General features: G+C 70.9%; 14 protein-coding genes. 6 read left to right on the top strand and 8 right to left on the bottom strand.

What is annotated here, in order from left to right; genetic code table 11:
• Nucleotides 1-83 precede the first annotated feature (83 nt).
• The 8 genes from A176_RS16360 to aroF form a co-directional block, all read right to left on the bottom strand.
• On the bottom strand, nucleotides 84-1,385 hold the full coding sequence (locus A176_RS16360) for a citrate synthase (protein WP_002640596.1): 1,302 nt from the start codon (nucleotides 1,383-1,385) through the stop codon (nucleotides 84-86).
• Nucleotides 1,386-1,462: 77 nt separating this feature from the next.
• On the bottom strand, nucleotides 1,463-2,758 hold the full coding sequence (locus A176_RS16355) for a 3-phosphoshikimate 1-carboxyvinyltransferase (protein ID WP_002640597.1): 1,296 nt from the start codon (nucleotides 2,756-2,758) through the stop codon (nucleotides 1,463-1,465).
• Nucleotides 2,755-3,825, bottom strand: coding sequence for a 3-dehydroquinate synthase (locus A176_RS16350; RefSeq protein ID WP_002640598.1), 1,071 nt, complete (start codon nucleotides 3,823-3,825; stop codon nucleotides 2,755-2,757). The genes A176_RS16355 and A176_RS16350 overlap by 4 nt, the downstream gene beginning before the upstream one ends.
• Nucleotides 3,822-4,841, bottom strand: coding sequence for a chorismate synthase (gene aroC / locus A176_RS16345; protein WP_002640599.1), 1,020 nt, complete (start codon nucleotides 4,839-4,841; stop codon nucleotides 3,822-3,824). Before aroC ends, A176_RS16350 begins: the two co-directional genes overlap by 4 nt.
• Nucleotides 4,838-6,109, bottom strand: coding sequence for a hypothetical protein (locus A176_RS16340; RefSeq protein ID WP_002640600.1), 1,272 nt, complete (start codon nucleotides 6,107-6,109; stop codon nucleotides 4,838-4,840). Before A176_RS16340 ends, aroC begins: the two co-directional genes overlap by 4 nt.
• Nucleotides 6,106-6,651, bottom strand: coding sequence for a shikimate kinase (locus tag A176_RS16335; RefSeq protein WP_226994338.1), 546 nt, complete (start codon nucleotides 6,649-6,651; stop codon nucleotides 6,106-6,108). The genes A176_RS16340 and A176_RS16335 overlap by 4 nt, the downstream gene beginning before the upstream one ends.
• 37 nt (nucleotides 6,652-6,688) lie before the next feature.
• Nucleotides 6,689-7,378, bottom strand: a complete 690-nt coding sequence (gene ubiE / locus A176_RS16330; RefSeq protein ID WP_002640602.1) for a bifunctional demethylmenaquinone methyltransferase/2-methoxy-6-polyprenyl-1,4-benzoquinol methylase UbiE — start codon at nucleotides 7,376-7,378, stop codon at nucleotides 6,689-6,691.
• The gene (aroF, locus tag A176_RS16325) at nucleotides 7,375-8,286 is read right to left on the bottom strand and encodes a 3-deoxy-7-phosphoheptulonate synthase (protein WP_082282757.1); all 912 of its coding nucleotides are present in this window, start codon (nucleotides 8,284-8,286) and stop codon (nucleotides 7,375-7,377) included. The genes ubiE and aroF overlap by 4 nt, the downstream gene beginning before the upstream one ends.
• A 104-nt stretch (nucleotides 8,287-8,390) precedes the next feature.
• Between aroF and A176_RS16320 the strand changes: the two genes are divergently transcribed.
• Genes A176_RS16320 through menE form a run of 6 tightly spaced genes read left to right on the top strand, consistent with a single transcriptional unit; the run spans nucleotide 8,391 to nucleotide 15,879 of the window.
• Entirely contained in the window at nucleotides 8,391-9,701 is a 1,311-nt protein-coding gene (locus A176_RS16320) for an isochorismate synthase (RefSeq protein WP_002640604.1), read from the top strand.
• Nucleotides 9,685-11,454, top strand: a complete 1,770-nt coding sequence (gene menD, locus A176_RS16315) for a 2-succinyl-5-enolpyruvyl-6-hydroxy-3-cyclohexene-1-carboxylic-acid synthase (RefSeq protein WP_002640605.1) — start codon at nucleotides 9,685-9,687, stop codon at nucleotides 11,452-11,454. Before A176_RS16320 ends, menD begins: the two co-directional genes overlap by 17 nt.
• The gene (menH, locus tag A176_RS16310) at nucleotides 11,445-12,302 is read left to right on the top strand and encodes a 2-succinyl-6-hydroxy-2,4-cyclohexadiene-1-carboxylate synthase (protein WP_002640606.1); all 858 of its coding nucleotides are present in this window, start codon (nucleotides 11,445-11,447) and stop codon (nucleotides 12,300-12,302) included. The genes menD and menH overlap by 10 nt, the downstream gene beginning before the upstream one ends.
• Nucleotides 12,299-13,222, top strand: coding sequence for a 1,4-dihydroxy-2-naphthoate polyprenyltransferase (locus A176_RS16305; protein ID WP_002640607.1), 924 nt, complete (start codon nucleotides 12,299-12,301; stop codon nucleotides 13,220-13,222). The genes menH and A176_RS16305 overlap by 4 nt, the downstream gene beginning before the upstream one ends.
• 9 nt (nucleotides 13,223-13,231) lie before the next feature.
• Nucleotides 13,232-14,392, top strand: coding sequence for an o-succinylbenzoate synthase (menC, locus tag A176_RS16300; protein ID WP_002640608.1), 1,161 nt, complete (start codon nucleotides 13,232-13,234; stop codon nucleotides 14,390-14,392).
• Between the two features lie 38 nt (nucleotides 14,393-14,430).
• Nucleotides 14,431-15,879 (top strand): o-succinylbenzoate--CoA ligase, encoded by a 1,449-nt coding sequence (menE, locus tag A176_RS16295; RefSeq protein WP_002640609.1) that lies wholly within the window; start codon nucleotides 14,431-14,433, stop codon nucleotides 15,877-15,879.
• The last annotated feature ends 33 nt before the right edge of the window (nucleotides 15,880-15,912 follow it).

Here is a 15,912-nt window from a genome sequence, read left to right as displayed (position 1 = left end):
GCGAGAGGGGCGGGGAACCTCGCGGTTCCTCGCCCCTTCGTGCTTCAGGCCCACGCGCGTGGCGTGGACCCTGGCGTCACCGATTACTTGGCGGCGCGCTTGTCCATGGGGACGTAGTCGCGGCGCGGGGCGCCCGTGAAGACCTGGCGCGGACGGGCGATCTTCTGCTCGTTGTCCGTGACCATCTCCTCCCACTGCGCGCACCAGCCCACCGTGCGGGGGATGGCGAAGAGCACCGGGAACATCTCGACCTGGAAGCCCATGGCCTCGTAGATGAGGCCCGAGTAGAAGTCGACGTTCGGGTACAGCTTGCGCTTCACGAAGTACTCGTCCTCGAGGGCGATGCGCTCGAGCTCGACGGCGATCTCGAGCAGCGGGTTCTTGCCCGTCACCTCGAAGACCTCGTCAGCCACGCGCTTGATGACCTTGGCGCGCGGGTCGTAGGACTTGTAGACGCGGTGACCGAAGCCCATCAGCTTCTTCTCACCCTCGCCGCTCTTCACCGACTTGATGAACTCGGGGATCTTCGAGATGTGGCCGATGTCGCGCAGCATGCGCAGCACGGCCTCGTTGGCGCCGCCGTGCAGCGGGCCGTAGAGGGCGCCGATGCCCGCGCTGACCGCCGAGTAGGGGTCCACTTCGGACGAGCCCACCGTGCGCACGGACGTGGTGGAGCAGTTCTGCTCGTGGTCCGCGTGGAGGATGAAGAGGATGTCGAGCGCGCGCTCGAGCACCGGGTGGACCTTGTAGGTCGACGTGCCGATGCGCTTGATCATCGCCAGGAAGTTGGCGACGTAGGACAGGTCGTTGTCCGGGTAGATGTACGGCAGGCCCATCGTGTGCCGGTAGGAGAACGCGGCGATGGTGGGCATCTTGGCGATCAGCCGGGTGATCTGGATGCGGCGGCTGAGCGGGTCCTTGATGTTCTTCGCGTCGGGGTAGAAGCTCGACAGCGCCGCCACCGTGGAGCTCAGCATGGACATGGGGTGCGCGTCGTAGCGGAACCCGTCCATGAAGCTCTTCACGTTCTCGTGCACGTAGGTGTGGTGCGTGACGAGGTGGTTGAACTGCTCCAGCTCCTTCGGCGTGGGCAGCTCACCGTTGAGGAGGAGGTACGCGACCTCGATGAAGCTCGACTTCTCCGCGAGCTGCTCGATGGGGTAGCCCCGGTACTCCAGGATGCCCTTGTCCCCGTCGATGAAGGTGATGGCGCTCTTACAGTTGGCTGTATTGAGGAACGCCGGGTCGTAGCCCATCAGACCAAAGTCATCGTCGCCCGACTTGATCTGGCGGAGAGCATTGGTGCGAATACAGCCGTTCTCGATCGGGACCTCGTAGGTCTTCCCGGTCCGATTGTCGGTGATCGTCAGCGTGTCCTTGGCCATGGGGCGGAGATTTCACAGGGCGGAGAGTGCTTTCAACAAAAAAGAACGATAAGTCTGCTGGCCGGACACTGATGGTCTCAGGGTGCATCAGTTATCCGAACACCTGCGCGGGACAACTGGCGCCAGAACCCCGGAAAGCTCTTCTCCACGCACTCCGGCCCCGTGAGGGTCAGCGGGCTACCGGACAGGACACACAGTGTGGCAGCCGTCATCGCCAGTCTGTGGTCGCCCTGGCTGCTCATTTCGAACCCGGAGGGTGGCGTGCGGGGTGGGTGAATCTGGAGCCGCTCCCCCTGGAGCTCCGTCGTCCCGCCGAAGGCCGCCACGAGTGTGCGGATGCCCTCCAGGCGGTCACTCTCCTTGACGCGGAGGATGCCCACCTCGGTGAGCGTCGAAGGGGCGGGGAGCACGCACGCGAGCGCCGCCAATGTGGGCAGCAGGTCCGGGCATTCCTCGCCGGACGCACGCAGGCCCCCTGATAGCTGCCCTTCCACCTTCAGTGAGAATGTCTCACCCGTGGGGACGGCGCGCAGGCCCACCTGTTCGATGAGCCGGACCATCGCGTCGTCCGGATGGGCGCTTCCCGTGTCCGCGCGCACCACGGTGCCGCCCGTCTTCCAGGCCACCAGGAGCAGGTAGCCCAGCGAGGACCAGTCCCCCGGAAGCGTGGGGACGGACGCGGGCGCCGTGTAGCCGGCCACGGTGTAGCTGGACGGCGCGGACTGGATGTCGAAGCCGAAGCGCCGCAGCCACGTGAGCGTCAGCTCCAGGTAACCGGCGCTCGTGAGGCCCCCTTCGATTTCCACACGCCACGGTCGACGCTCGCGCAGGTACAGCGCCGCGCAGCCCAGCAGCAGGCTGGAGGCGTACTGGCTGCTCTGGGAGCCCGGGACTCGGAACACGGCTGTGACATTCGAGGTGTCACGGGGCGCGTGGAGCGTCACGGGCCAGGGCGCGCCGTCGGTGAGCGTGAGGCCGGCGGACGACAGGGCTTCGCGCAGCGAGGTGAAGAGCGGGCCATGGGGCCGCTCGCCCAGGCGCGGCGTGCCGGTGAAGCGCGCCTGCGCCCCCGGCGTCACCGCGGCCTGGGTGACGAGGATGCGGAAGGGGGCGCCACCGTCCGCGCAGTCGATGTCGCGCACGGCGTCGGGCGGCAGCCGGAGGGCCTCGACGCCCCGGCGAAGGACGCGCACGTCGGCGGGGAGGTCCTCGTCGGGTTCGGCTTGAACGGAGGGCAAGGGCCACGCGCCCGTGAGGTGCCCCAGCACCAGCGCCCGCTGCGCGTCCGACTTGGACACCGGCGGCGTGAGCGCGGCGGGGCGCAGCGCGGACGGGTCGACGCGGATTCGAGAAGCCTTGTCCGTCGTGCTCATGGTCGCACTCCCTTCGTCCAGGCGGGCCACAGCGCGCGCCATTCGGGCTCCGTGACGTCACGGACCTCGGTGGTGCCGATGCCTGTCAGCAGCACCATGCGCAGCTCGCCCTTGGCGCCGGCCTTCTTGTCGGCGGTGAGCAGCGCCCGGATGTCCTTCATTGGCGCGCGGCGGAGCAGGGCGGCGGCGCGTTCCCGGCCGAGGACACCCGGCCCCTGCGCCAGCGCGGCCTCGACCTCGGCGGCCACCGGCTCTGGCGTCACGCCGAGGTGGCGGCCCACGTCCAGGGCCAGCAACATGCCCAGGCCCACGCCGTCACCGTGCGCCAGCTTGAAGTGGGACACGCTCTCCAGCACGTGTCCGAAGGTGTGGCCGAAGTTGAGCACGCGCCGCAGGCCGGCTTGCTCATACGGGTCCTCGGCGCAGACGCGCTCCTTGATGGCGCGGGCGTCCTTGACCAGCTTCTCCATCGCGGGCGGCTTGCGCACGTAGCGGCGGAAGAGCGGCGCGTCGAGGCTGACCACCATCTTCCAGGCCTCCAGCGCGCCTTCGCGCCGCTGGGCGTCGGAGAGGGTGTCGAAGAACTCGGGGCAGACCCAGCCTACGTCCGCGTAGTGGAAGACGCCGGCCGGGTTCTTCACCACGCGCCCGCGCACCGTCATGTCCACCGCGCCCTTGCCGCCGACGCTGCTGTCCACCGCCGCGAGCAGCGTGGTGGGCACCTGCACCAGCCGCACCCCGCGCTTGAGGACGTGCGCGGCCACGGTCGACACGTCACCGATGGTGCCGCCGCCCACCGCGAGCAACGTGCCGGAGCGCGGCAGGGCCAGGCTGCTGGCGAGGACCTTCTCCAGCGCGGTGAACGTCTTGGCGCTCTCGCCGCCCGTGAGCTGGATGATGGCGCGAGGGTTTCGCGACGCCAGCGTGGGCAGCAGGGTGGGGTGGAGCTTCGCGACGGTGCGGTCCACCACGGCGATGCTGCCCTCGGGCAGGCCCTTGGCGAGCCGGGCGAAGGTGCCCCAGCGGTCGGTGGACGGACGGTAGGCGCCAGGAGGGAGCGGGCTCATAGGGTGTGGGGCCTGGCGTTGAGGTGGAGGACGAGGTCGGCGATGACCAGCGACACCATGGCCTCCAGCACCGGCACCGCGCGCGGCATGATGCACGGGTCGTGTCGGCCGCCCTTCGCGTGCTCCTGCAGGGTGGCAGGAGGCTTGAAGAAGGTGCGGATCTGCATCGGCTCCCCGTTGGCGAGACCGCCCTGGATGCCGCCGTACGCGTCCTTCACCGCGTGGAACTGGATGCCGGGCTGGCCAATGCGCTCCAGCAGGTCCGGCGGGCCCCAGACAACGCCCGTGACGGCGCCGATGCTGCCCAGCGCCTGCGCGATGCGCGCCTTGAGCTTGCCGAAGATGGGCTCGCCCAGGCCCACGGGCAGGCCTTCCACGCGCACGTCGATGGCGCCGCCCAGGCTGTCACCGGCCTCCTTCGCGGCGAGGATGCGGCGTGACATCTCGTCGCGGATGTTCGTGTCCGGGCAGCGCGTGGCGTGGGCGTCCACGTGCTCGCGCGTGAGGCCCGGCGCCGGCACCGCGGCCACGAGGTCTCCCACCTGCGACACGTACGCGACGGTGCGGATGGAGGGCAGGTCGCGCTGGAGGTACGCCTCCGCGATGGCGCCACCGATGACGCGGCAGAGCGTCTCGCGCCCGCTGGTCCGGCCACCGCCTCGGTGGTCGCGGTGCTTGAAGCGCTCGCGCCACACGGCGTCCGCGTGGCCGGGCCGGTCCTGGGCCTTCAGCTTCTCATAGTCGCCGGAGCGCTGGTTCGTGTTGCGCACGATGGCCGCGATGGGCGTGCCCAGCGTCTTGTCCTCGAAGACACCGGAGAGAATCTCCACCTGGTCCGGCTCGCTGCGCGCGGTGGTGATGGTGGACTGGCCGGGCCTGCGGCGGTCCAGCGCGACTTGAATCTGCTCGCGCGTCAGGGGCACGCCGGCAGGGCATCCGTCCAGCACCGCGCCCAGCGCGGGACCGTGGCTCTCACCGAACGTCGTCAGGCGAAACAGTTCGCCGAAGGTATTCATGTCGCGGACTCCCAGAGTTGTCGCTGCTGCCGGGCTTGGGCGATGAACCAGGCCGCGCCCAGCAGGACGGGGGTGCCGCCGCGGCGGACAATCTCCGCGGCGATGCGCCGTCCCGGAGCACCGTAGGCGATGACCGCCACACGGGCTCCGTCGAAGCGCAGGTCGTCAGGAGCGGGGACCCTGTCGGGCCAGGTCCAGACGCCCGCCCCTGTGAGAGGCGCCTGGATGTCCGCGCGTCGCAAGACGCGCAAAGTGCAGCCCGTGTCCTTCGCCATGGTGCGGAGCGCCGCCGTGGCGCCGCCGTCTCCCAGGACGAAGACTTCTCGGGCCCCGAGTCGTTCGAGCACCTTGTGCGCCCCGAACGTGTCGGTGTTGAAGGACTCCCACCGGGTGCCCCGGCGGACGAGCGTGTTGATGGCGTCCAGCGCCGAACCGGTGTGCTTCGCCAGCCGGAGCTTGAACGGGCTGGTGACAGCGAAGCCCGCGTAGTGCGGCAGCAGCGCGTCCACCATGGCCTCGACGGGACCGTCCTCGGGCAGGTCGATGCGGTCGAAGGGCTGACGGTGGATGCGCGGTGAGCGCGAGTGGACGATGGACGTCCCCAGGATGCCCAGGCGCAGCGGCGGCTCCAGCGTGTACCGGTCCGCGCCGCGCAGCTCGCGCACGACATCGTCGAGCAGCCGCTGCCCCGGCGCCGCGGCCCAGGTGCCTCCGGTGGCGACGTAGTCGAGGACGTTGTTTCGAGCGAGCAGCGTCCGCGTGGGCAGCGCCACCGCGCCCATGCCCAGCACCGTGACGCGCGTGACGCCGAAGCGCTCCACCATCCGCCGCTGCGTCTCCAGCAGCGTGCGCACGTGGGCCGGGTCCGTCATGGGCTCCACGTGTTTCACCAGGGCATCCGCGGGGACTTCCCGCTCCCAGAGCTGGAGGGCCTCCTCCGTGGACAAGGGGCGGCTGGCGTGGTGCGAGGCGAGCAGCTTGCCCGGCGGCGCCGCCAGCGATGCGTGCTGTCCCGACGCATCCAGCAGGTCCCGGTCCACGCGCCACGCGGCGGCGGCCCACGCGTCTGGCACCGGCTTGCCGCGCTCGGAGACGAGCAGGGGCAGCACCGCGGCCAGCGCCTCGGGCGACACGGCATCCGGTGCGTGCAGGTCCGTGCGAATCTCCAGGACCTCCGCGCCCCGGCGCTGGCCGTCACGCGCGAAGCGGACGGCGTCGTCGCCGAGCACGGTGGGGGGCAGGGTGACGACGCGCCGGGCGGGCGTCACAGGGGCACCTCGGAGGCAAGGCAGCCCCGGAGGAAGTCCTCCAGGGCCACGGTGGGTACGCGGGCGTGAAGCGCCTCGCGCTCATGGAACACGGTGGCCAGTTCTTCTTCGAGCGACACCCCGGCACGCAGGCGCGGGCGCGTCTGGTCCGCGAGCAGGCGCTCACGGTACGTGTCGAAGCACACGGGGACGACCAGGGTGAACAGCCCGGTCAGCGCGCTGGGGTGGTGCGACAGGAAACCGCCGCCCACGGCCACCAGCCCTCCGGGCGGCAGCTCCAGCAGGGCCTGGCGCTCGGCGGCTCGGAACGCCTGGGGCGCTTCGGCCACCCAGGTCCGCAGCGGACGCCCATGCAGGCGCTCCAGGTGCGCGTCCAGGTCCAACCCGGGGCGGGCGAGCATCCGCGCCAGCATGGGCAGCAGGCGCGACTTGCCCGCGCTCCGGTGCCCGGCAATCACCACCGTCTGTCCAACGACAGGGTAGTGGGCGGGCCCCGGGCGGGCGACCGCCTCCCTCAGTCCCGGCGCGAGCCGGGGATCCACCGAGGACAGTATCTCTTCGACGAGGTGCCGCCGCTGTTCAGCGGACGGTGCCGACATAGATGTAGGCGGTGCCGAACGTGAGGGGGTGCGCCGCCCGCTCCGCGTACGCGCCGGACTGGTCCATGAGCTCCAGGAACTTGTCGCCCGCGGGGAAGTTGGCGGAGGTCCGCGGCAGGTACTGATACGCGGCGCGGTTGCCCGTCAGCAGGCCACCCACCGCGGGCATGACCGTCTTGCTGTAGAAGCGGAACAGCGCGCCGAAAACGCCCGTCGGCTGGCCGAACTCCAGCACCATCACGCGGCCGCCGGGCCGGACCACCCGCGCCATCTCCTTGAGGCACTTCACCGGGTCATCCACGTTGCGGATGCCGAAGGAGATGGATGCCACGTCGAAGCTGTTGGCCGCGAAGGGGAGGTCCATGGCGTCCGCCACCTGGAACTCCACCTGGAGGCCCGCCTTCTCCGCCTTGGCGGGAGCGCTCTCCAGCATCTCCGGGCAGAAGTCGGTGCCGACGACGCGGCCGGAGGTGCCCACCTTCCGCTTGAAGACCAGGGCCAGGTCGCCCGTTCCCGACGCGCAGTCGAGGACCCGGTCACCTTCCTTGGCCGCGCTGAGCCGGACGGCCTTCCGGCGCCACAGCCGGTGGATGCCGAAGGAGAGGACCTCGTTCGTCACGTCGTACTTCGTGGCGATGGAAGAGAACATCTCACGGACTTCGGTACTCATCGCGCCCTCACGACCTGGGCCGGACTCTCCGGCCTCCAAAGGTGTCGGTCCACCGCGTCTAGCACGGCTGGCAGCCGCCGCATCAACGTCTCGAAGCGCTCCGGCGTCAGGGCCTGGTGCCCATCGCACATGGCCTGCTCGGGCTTCGGGTGGACTTCAATCAACAATCCGTCCGCCCCCGCGGCCGCGGCCGCCAGCGACATGGGGAGGATGAGCGCCGGGTCGCCCGTCGCATGCGAGGGGTCGACGATGACGGGCAGATGGGTGCGCTGCTTCGCCCAGGCCACCGCCGCCAGGTCCAGCGTGTTGCGCAGCTCGGTCTCGAAGGTGCGGATGCCGCGCTCGCACAGCATCACCGCTTCGTTGCCACCGTCGAGGATGTACTCGGCCGCCAGCAGCCACTCTTGAAGGGTCGCCGCCAGGCCGCGCTTGAGCAGCACCGGCTTGCGCACCTTTCCCAGCGCTCGTAGCAGCGAGTAGTTCTGCATGTTTCGCGCGCCCACCTGGAGGATGTCCGTGGACTCCTCCATGAGCGGAATCTGCGCCTGCTCCATCACCTCACTGATGATGGGCATGCCGTGGCGCTTTCCCGCCTCCGCCAGCACGTGCAGGCCCGGCTCGCCCATGCCCTGGAATGCGTAGGGACTGGTGCGAGGCTTGAATACGCCACCGCGCAGGACGTGGGCGCCCGCCGCGGCCACCACCGACGCCGCGTGCTGCACCTGTTCGGCGCCTTCCACCGCGCAGGGGCCCGCCATCACGACGAAGCCGGGACCTCCGAACTCCACCGGTCCCACCCGCACTCGGGTGCCTTCAGGGCGCTCCGCGCGGAGCACCCGCAGCGCGCCTGGGGCCCGTCCGGACCCGGCTGGTTCGTCTGGCCGCTTGCCTCCCACGGACCCTCCCATTCATCGAGTTCAAGAGGTTTTGAACTCCTTGGTGCATGTATAGCCGAGATGGCTTAGAAGACAACCGAAGGTGATTGCGACGCAATCGCCGATGAGGAACGCTGATGAAGACGCTCAATCCCGTTGAGAACCAGCGCTGGGTGGCCGGAATGATGCCCCTGGCGGTGGTGGATCCGCTCGCGGGTGCGGACGTCCTGGGCGTTCCAACGATTTACTGGGAGCGACCGCTGGCCCAGGAAGCGGCGGCGGGGTGGGGCGAGGCGGCAGTGGTGGAGGCGAAGGACGCTTCCGAAATCCCGGGCGTGCTGGCCTCGTTGGGTGGCGCGGCGATTCGCTGGCTGGGCGAGGCCCCGGAGTCGATGCCGGGTCCGTGGTTCGGCGGCATGCGCTTCGGTGTCTCCGGAACGGTGGATTCCGAGTGGGCGTCGCACGGCGTGACGCGCTGGGCGCTCCCGGAGGTCCTGGTGTTCCGCACCAGCCGCGGCGTGTGTGTCGTGGCGTTCGCGGAGGAGGGCCGGGGGGGGGAGGATGTGGTGCGCTCGCGGCTGGATCGCGTGCGTGCGTGTCTTCCGGATACCTACCGGCATGCGCGCGGCGAGCCGGTGGCGTTGGAGTTGAGCGCGTCGCGGCCGGACTTCGACGCCCGGGTGCAGCGTGCGTTGGACGCGATTGCGTCCGGCCACCTCCAGAAGGTGGTCCTGGCCCGCCCCCTGGACGCGGAGGGCCCCGTTCCCTTTGATGTGGTGGACGTGTTGGCGCGCCTGCGTGAACAGAACCCGCGCTGCGCCACCTTTCTGTTCCAGGCCCCGGACCAGACGTGCTTCCTGGGGGCGACGCCCGAGACGCTGTGCCGCGTGGACGGGCAGGTGTTGGAGACCGAGGCCCTCGCGGGTTCGGCCGCGCCCGGACAGGCGGAAGGGCTGCGGGGCCACGACAAGGACGTGCGCGAGCACCAGTCGGTGGTGCGCTACCTCGTCGCGGCGCTGAAGCCGCTGGCGGAGCAGGTGGCCTCGGACCCGGAGCCCACGCTGCTCACGTTGAAGAACGTGGTGCATCTGCGGACGGGGTTTCGCGCGGAGCTGCGCGACGGTGTGACGCCCGCGCAGGTGGTGGCGGCGCTGCATCCCACGCCGGCCGTGGGTGGAACGCCGAGGGAGCGAGCGTTGTCGTTCCTGGTGGAGCACGAAGGTCTGGACCGCGGCTGGTACGCGGGGCCTGTGGGCTGGGTGGGGCCGGGGCGGGCGCACTTGATGGTGGCGCTGCGCTCGGCGCGGGTGAAGGGCGCGAAGGCCCGGCTGTTCGTCGGGGTGGGCCTGGTGGCGGGCTCCAACGCCGATTCGGAGTGGCGGGAGACGGAGATGAAGAGCCTGGCCATGCTGCGGGCGCTGGGAGGCGGGGATGTCGTCCGACGCTAACCTCAACGTGCTGTGGGCGCGCGCGCTGCTGGAAGAGCTCGTGCGCGGCGGAGTCCGGCACGCGGTGGTGTGTCCGGGGTCTCGCTCGTCGCCGCTCGCCCTGGCCTGTGCTGGCGCGGAGGGACTGCGCACCTGGTCCGTCGTCGACGAGCGCAGCGCGGGCTTCTTCGCCCTGGGGCTCGCGAAGCAGTCGCGGACGCCGGCCGTGCTGGTTGCGACCAGTGGCTCCGCGGGCGCGCATTTCTATCCGGCGGTCATCGAGGCCGCGCTGTCGCAGGTGCCGCTGTTGGTCCTCACGGCGGACCGCCCCCTGGAGCTCCAGGGCTGGGGCGCGCCGCAGACGGTGCCGCAGGCGCGCTACTTCGGAGAGCACGCGCGGTTCTTCGCGGACCTGGGCTTGCCCGAAGCACATGACGCGGCGCTGCTGCACATGCGGGCCACCGTCGCGCGCGCGGTCGTGAGCGCATGGCGCTCGCCCCGGGGCGCGGTGCAGCTCAACGTTCCGTTCCGCGAGCCATTGGCGCCGGTGGCGGAGCCCTTCGCGGAGGCGTCGTTGAGTGCGCTCGCGAAGACGGGGCGGCCCGGGGCTCCGCTCACGCGCATCGTGCCGTCCGCGCCGTTGCCGGACGCGGCCGTCCTGGATGCGGTCCGCCAGCGCATCGCGGCCACACCGCGGGGTGTCATCGTCTGTGGACCTCGTGACGAGACGGATGGTTTCGCCGAGGCCATCAGCGCCCTGTCGCAGGCCACGGGTTACCCCGTGCTGGCCGAGGCCACCTCCCAGGCCCGATACGGCGGCGGTCCGCTCACCGTGTCGTTCTACGACGCGCTGTTGCGTCACGCGCCCTTCGCCAAGGCGCACCGGCCGGAGCTGGTGCTGCGCTTCGGCGGTGGACTGACGCCCAAGGTGCCGCAGCAGTGGCTGGACGGCTCCGGCGCGGACATCGTGCTCTTCAGTGACGGGGGCGCGCTCTTCGACCCGGCGCATCGCGCGGCGACGGTGGTGGAGGGCTCGGCGGTGGTGGCGTGTGAAGCGTTGTCCCAAGGCCTCGCGCGAGGCGTGGGACCGTGGGCGCGCGGCTTCTTGAACGCCGAGCAGCGCGTCCGCACGGCGCTGGAGGCCGCCTTCGCGGAGCAGGCCGACGCACTGTCGGAGCCGCGCATCGCCCGCGAGGTGGTGGCGGCGCTGCCCGAAGGTGCGCCGCTGTTCGTGTCGAGCAGCATGCCCATTCGCGATGTGGACGCCTTCGCGCCGGCGGGTGGCGTGCCCCTGCGTGTGCTGGCCAATCGCGGGGCCAACGGCATCGACGGCATCGTCTCCAGCGCGCTGGGCGTGGCCGCGGCGGCGGGCCGTCCCGCGGTGCTGCTCACCGGAGACCTGGCGCTGTTGCACGACGTGGGCGCCTTCGTCACCGCCGCGCGCGCCCGGGTGCCGCTGACGGTGGTGGTGGTGAACAACGACGGCGGCGGCATCTTCTCGTTCCTGCCCATCGCCCAGTCCGCGCCGCGTGATGCGTTCGAGTCGCTCTTCGGCACGCCGCACGGGGTCGACCTGGCGCATGCGGCGGCGCTGGGCGGCGCGCGACTGCACCGGCCTCAGACGCCCACGGCCCTCCGCGCGGCGGTGCGCGAGGGACTGGAAGGCGGCTTCCACCTGGTGGAAGTGCGCGTGGACCGGCACGCCAACGTGGATGAGCACCGGCGGCTGTTCGCTCGAATGACTGCTTCCCTGGGAGAAGGACCATGGGCGTGAAGCTGGCTTACGAGACGTGGGGTGAAGGTTCCCGTCCACTCGTGCTGCTGCATGGCTTCACCGGGAGCCGCAGGGCCTTTGACGGGCTGCGTCCCCTCCTGGGGCGTGACGTGCGCGCGGTGGCGGTGGACCTGCCGGGCCACGGGGCCACGCCGCTGCCGGACAAGCCGGGCCGCGACGGCTTCATCGAGACGATTGACGCGCTCGTGTCGCTGGTGGACTCGCTGGGCCAAGGCCCCGTGGACCTGCTGGGCTATTCGCAAGGCGCCCGCGTGGCGTTGGCCGCGGCGGTGCACGCGCCGGACCGCTTCGGGCGGCTCATCATGGAGAGTGGTTCCCCGGGACTGCATCGGCGTCAGGAGCGCGCGGCGCGGCGTGACTCGGATGGGCAGCTCGCGGCGTTCATCCGCGCACGCGGTGTGGACGCGTTCGTGGACCGCTGGGAGCAACTGCCGCTGTTCCAGGGGCTGGGCCGGCTTCCGCAGGAGCGCAAGGACACGCTGCGCGCCCTCCGCCGCGCGTGTACGCCCGAGGGCCTCGCTGGCGCATTGGAGTGCATGGGCCTGGGCGTCCAGCCGGACTTCTGGCCCGAGCTGCACGCTCAGCGGTTGCCCACGCTGCTGCTGACGGGCGCCGAGGACACCAAGTTCACGCAGCTCGCCCGGCGCATGGCCACGGAGCTGCCGGTGGTGTGGCGCTATGCCTTCGAGGGGTGTGGCCATGCGCCGCACCTGGAGTCCCCGGAGGACTATGCCCGAGAGGTCCTCGGGTTCCTCCAGACGCCCTGGTACGAGGCGCCGCAGTTCGAAAGCCCCGTGGCCCAGGGTGAGGGAAGGGTGACGTCGTGAGCACCTCGATTCCGGCGCCCGGCCCGCTGTCGGTGAAGCCGCGGCCTGGGGTGAAGCACTGGGTGATGGCGGCGCGTCCCAAGACGCTGACGGCGGCGCTGGTGCCGGTGGCGGTGGGCACGGGGCTCGCGTTCGGCCTGGGCGTGGGGCGGTGGTTGCCCGCGCTGGCGGCGCTGCTCGGCGCGGTGCTCATCCAGATCGGCACCAACTTCATCAACGACTACTACGACTTCAAGAAGGGCGCGGACACGCACGAGCGGCTCGGCCCCAAGCGCGTGACGCAGAGCGGCCTCATCGCTCCGAGCACCGTCCTGGCGGGCGCGGGTGTGTGCTTCGCGCTGGCCACCGCCGTGGGGCTCTACCTGGTGATGGTGGGCGGCTGGCCCATCATCGCGATTGGCGTCGCTTCGCTGCTGTGTGGTTATGCCTACACGGGCGGCCCGTTCCCGCTGGGCTACAACGGGCTGGGCGACCTGTTCGTCTTCATCTTCTTCGGCCTGGTGGCGGTGACGGGCACCTACTTCGTGCAAGCGGGGACGGTGGACCCGGCGGCGTGGTGGGCCGCGGTGCCCGTGGGTGCCAGTGGCACCATGCTCATCGTTGTCAACAACCTGCGGGATGTGACGACGGACGTGAAGGCGGGCAAGCGGACCCTCGCGGTGCGTTTCGGCACGGGGATGGGCAAGGCGGAGTACGTGCTGCTGCTGGTCGTCTCGTTCGCCACGCCGTTCGCGATGTTCGCGCTGAAGCTGGCCAGCCCCTGGGTCTTCCTCTCGCTGGTGAGCCTGCCGCTGGCGGTGCCCCCGCTGAAGTTGGTGCTGAAGGACGCGGGCGCGGCGCTGAATCCCGCCCTGGGCGGCACGGCGCGGTTCCAACTCGTGTTCGGACTGCTGTTCGCGCTGGGCCTCTACCTGCGATGATGTGAGTCCATGCGGATTGCCCAGGTTTCGCTCATTCCCCACCGGTTGGAGCTGCGTCAGCCCCTGAAGACGTCCCAGGGCGCGCACACGTCTCGCGAAGGATTCATCGTCCGAGTGGTCGACGAGGAGGGCCGCGAGGGACTGGGCGAGGCCATGCCCCTCCCGGCCTTTGGCACCGAGACACTCGCGGACTGCGGTGCCACGTTGACGGCGTGGTTGTCGGAGCTGAAGGGCCAGTTCCTGGGGGACTCGGTCCGGGCCATCGAGGACACGCTGTCTCCCTTCCCGCCGGCCGTGGCGCGGGGCGACGGCGTGCGAATCCGCGCGCGTCAGGCGACGCCGCAGGGGCCCATGCCCGCCGCCGAGCACGCCCTGGAGCTGGCGTTGCTGGACTTGCTCGCGCAGCGCCAGGGGGTGCCCCTATGCTGGCTGCTCGCGGAGGAGGCCCGGACGGAGGTGGCGGTCAATGCCCTTCTGGGCGCCGACACGCCGGAGGCCCTCGCGGAGGAGGCCCGCCGCGCCGTGGAGGAGGGCTTCGGCACGCTGAAACTGAAGGTCGCGGGGCGGCCGCTGGACGTGGACGAGGCCCGCGTGAAGGCCGTCCGCGACGCGGTGGGGCCGGACGTGAAGCTCCGTCTGGACGCGAATGGCGGCTGGTCTGAACCGGAGGCCAAGCGCGCCTTGGATCGTCTCGGGTGGTACGGCCTGGAGTTGGTGGAGCAGCCCACGCCGCCCGACGACCTCGCCGCGCTGTGGCGGGTCCAGCGCCGTTCGCCCTGCACCGTGGCCGCGGACGAGTCGCTGAGTGCCCCCGAGGCGCTGCGAGCGCTGCTGACCGTGGACCCGCTGTTGGGCGGAGGTCCTGCGGTGGGCGCGGTGGTGCTGAAGCCCATGGTGCTGGGCGGGCTGCTCCCGTGTCTCGTCGTCGCGATGCGCGCGGCGCGTCTGGGCATGCAGGCCTATGTGACGAGCTCCATCGACGGCGTCGTGGCTCGGGCGGGCGCGGCGCATCTCGCGGCGGCGTTGCCCTCGGGGGCGCTGGCGTCCGGGCTCGCGGTGGGGCGCTTGCTGGCGAAGGAGCCGGAGGACCATCCGTATCAGCCTCAGCAGGGCGTCATCCGTCTGTCCGGGGAATCGGGCCTCGGACTCAACGCCCGGACCCTGGTGTGATGGGGCGGAGGGGCGCGGACCCGGCCCGAGGTGATGCGATGCCGGTCCATGCCTGTCCCATTCGCGAAGGTGCTCGCCACCACCCAGACGCCGAGGCCTTGACGTTCGCCGGCGGTGCCTGGACCTACCGCGCGCTGGACGCGGAAGTGTCCCGCTGGGTGGCGGCGCTCGAGGCCCACGGCATCGGCGCGGGGGCCCGTGTCGCCACGCTGGCCACGAATCATGCGGCCTCGGTGTTCCTCTACTGGGCACTGGGGCGTGTGGGGGCGGTGCTGGCTCCGCTCAACGCCCGTCTCACCGAGGCGGAGCTGACGCCCATGGTGGACGACCTCCAGCCGCAACTCATCCTGGCGCTGGAGTCGCTCCTGCCGCGCCTGCCCGCTGCGCTTCCGCTCGAAGCCTTCGTGAAACCCGCCCACACGGCCTCGGAGACCTGCGGCGCGCTGGAAGATGCCTCCCCGCGGGTCGTCCTCTTCACCAGTGGAACGACAGGCCGCCCCAAGGGCGCGGTGCTGACCGAAGGCAACTTCCGCGCATCCTCACGGGCGTCGGCGGCGAACCTGGGAGCCCATCCCGCGCCCCGGTGGCTGGGGACGCTGCCACTCTTCCACGTGGGCGGCATCGCGATGCTCACGCGCACGGCGTACGAAGGAGGCTGTCTGGTCCTTCATGAGCGCTTCGACGCCGACGCCGCGAACCGTGCCTTCGATACAGAACGGGTCTCCCACGCGAGCCTCGTGGCCACGACGTTGGAGCGGGTGCTCGACGCGCGACACGACCGGCCCCTGCCGCCGTCTTTCGCGCTGGCATTGATTGGCGGAGGCCCGGTGCCCGTCCCCCTGTTGGCCCGGGCACGCGCCGCGCGCCTCCATGCCCTCCAGACCTACGGCCTGACGGAAGCCTGCTCCCAGGTAACGACCGAGCGTCCGAGCGAAGCGGACGGGCGTACCGCGGGCGTCCCGCTTCCGAGCGTCGAGGTCCGCATCGTTGGCGCAGAGGGCCTCGTCCAGGAGCCAGGGGCCGAAGGCGACATCGAGGTTCGTGGCCCCACGGTGATGGCCGGGTACTGGCAACGGCAGGAGGCCACGCGGGACACCCTCCGCGACGGCTGGCTGCGCACCAAGGATGTCGGGGTGCTGGACGGGCGCGGGCGGCTCACCGTGCTGTCACGCCGAACGGACCTCATCGTGCGGGGTGGAGAGAACCTCTACCCGGCGGAAGTGGAGGCCGTGCTCCTCAATCACCCCGCGGTACAGGAAGCGGCCGTTGCGGGCTTCCCGGACGAACGGTGGGGAGAGGTACCCGTGGCCTTTCTCGTCCCACGCGTGGGACAGGAGCGGCCTGGGCGGGAGGCGCTGGAGGCGTGGTGCCGGAGTTCCCTTGCGGGCTTCAAGGTGCCCGCGCGGTTCGTCTGGCTGGACGCGCTACCCCGCAACGCCATGGGCAAGGTGGAGCGCACGGTGTTGCGGAAGCAGAACCTCCGCTGACGCCGGCACTTCCGCTCCACCTTGCCGAGGTGC

Origin of the sequence: Myxococcus hansupus (genome assembly GCF_000280925.3) — a bacterium.
Classification (GTDB): domain Bacteria; phylum Myxococcota; class Myxococcia; order Myxococcales; family Myxococcaceae; genus Myxococcus; species Myxococcus hansupus.
The sequence above is the reverse complement of the archived record's forward strand: the minus strand, read 5'-3'. Positions and strand labels throughout refer to the sequence as shown.

Bases quoted from the DNA above. Each gene is read 5' to 3' on its own strand.
- menC (WP_002640608.1), top strand. From the start codon at position 13,232: ATGCGGATTGCCCAGGTTTCGCTCATTCCCCACCGGTTGGAGCTGCGT.
- A176_RS16360 (WP_002640596.1), bottom strand. From the start codon at position 1,385: ATGGCCAAGGACACGCTGACGATCACCGACAATCGGACCGGGAAGACC.
- A176_RS16355 (WP_002640597.1), bottom strand. From the start codon at position 2,758: ATGAGCACGACGGACAAGGCTTCTCGAATCCGCGTCGACCCGTCCGCG.
- A176_RS16320 (WP_002640604.1), top strand. From the start codon at position 8,391: ATGAAGACGCTCAATCCCGTTGAGAACCAGCGCTGGGTGGCCGGAATG.
- menE (WP_002640609.1), top strand. From the start codon at position 14,431: ATGCCGGTCCATGCCTGTCCCATTCGCGAAGGTGCTCGCCACCACCCA.
- ubiE (WP_002640602.1), bottom strand. From the start codon at position 7,378: ATGAGTACCGAAGTCCGTGAGATGTTCTCTTCCATCGCCACGAAGTAC.
- menH (WP_002640606.1), top strand. From the start codon at position 11,445: ATGGGCGTGAAGCTGGCTTACGAGACGTGGGGTGAAGGTTCCCGTCCA.
- menD (WP_002640605.1), top strand. From the start codon at position 9,685: ATGTCGTCCGACGCTAACCTCAACGTGCTGTGGGCGCGCGCGCTGCTG.
- aroF (WP_082282757.1), bottom strand. From the start codon at position 8,286: ATGGGAGGGTCCGTGGGAGGCAAGCGGCCAGACGAACCAGCCGGGTCC.
- aroC (WP_002640599.1), bottom strand. From the start codon at position 4,841: ATGAATACCTTCGGCGAACTGTTTCGCCTGACGACGTTCGGTGAGAGC.
- A176_RS16350 (WP_002640598.1), bottom strand. From the start codon at position 3,825: ATGAGCCCGCTCCCTCCTGGCGCCTACCGTCCGTCCACCGACCGCTGG.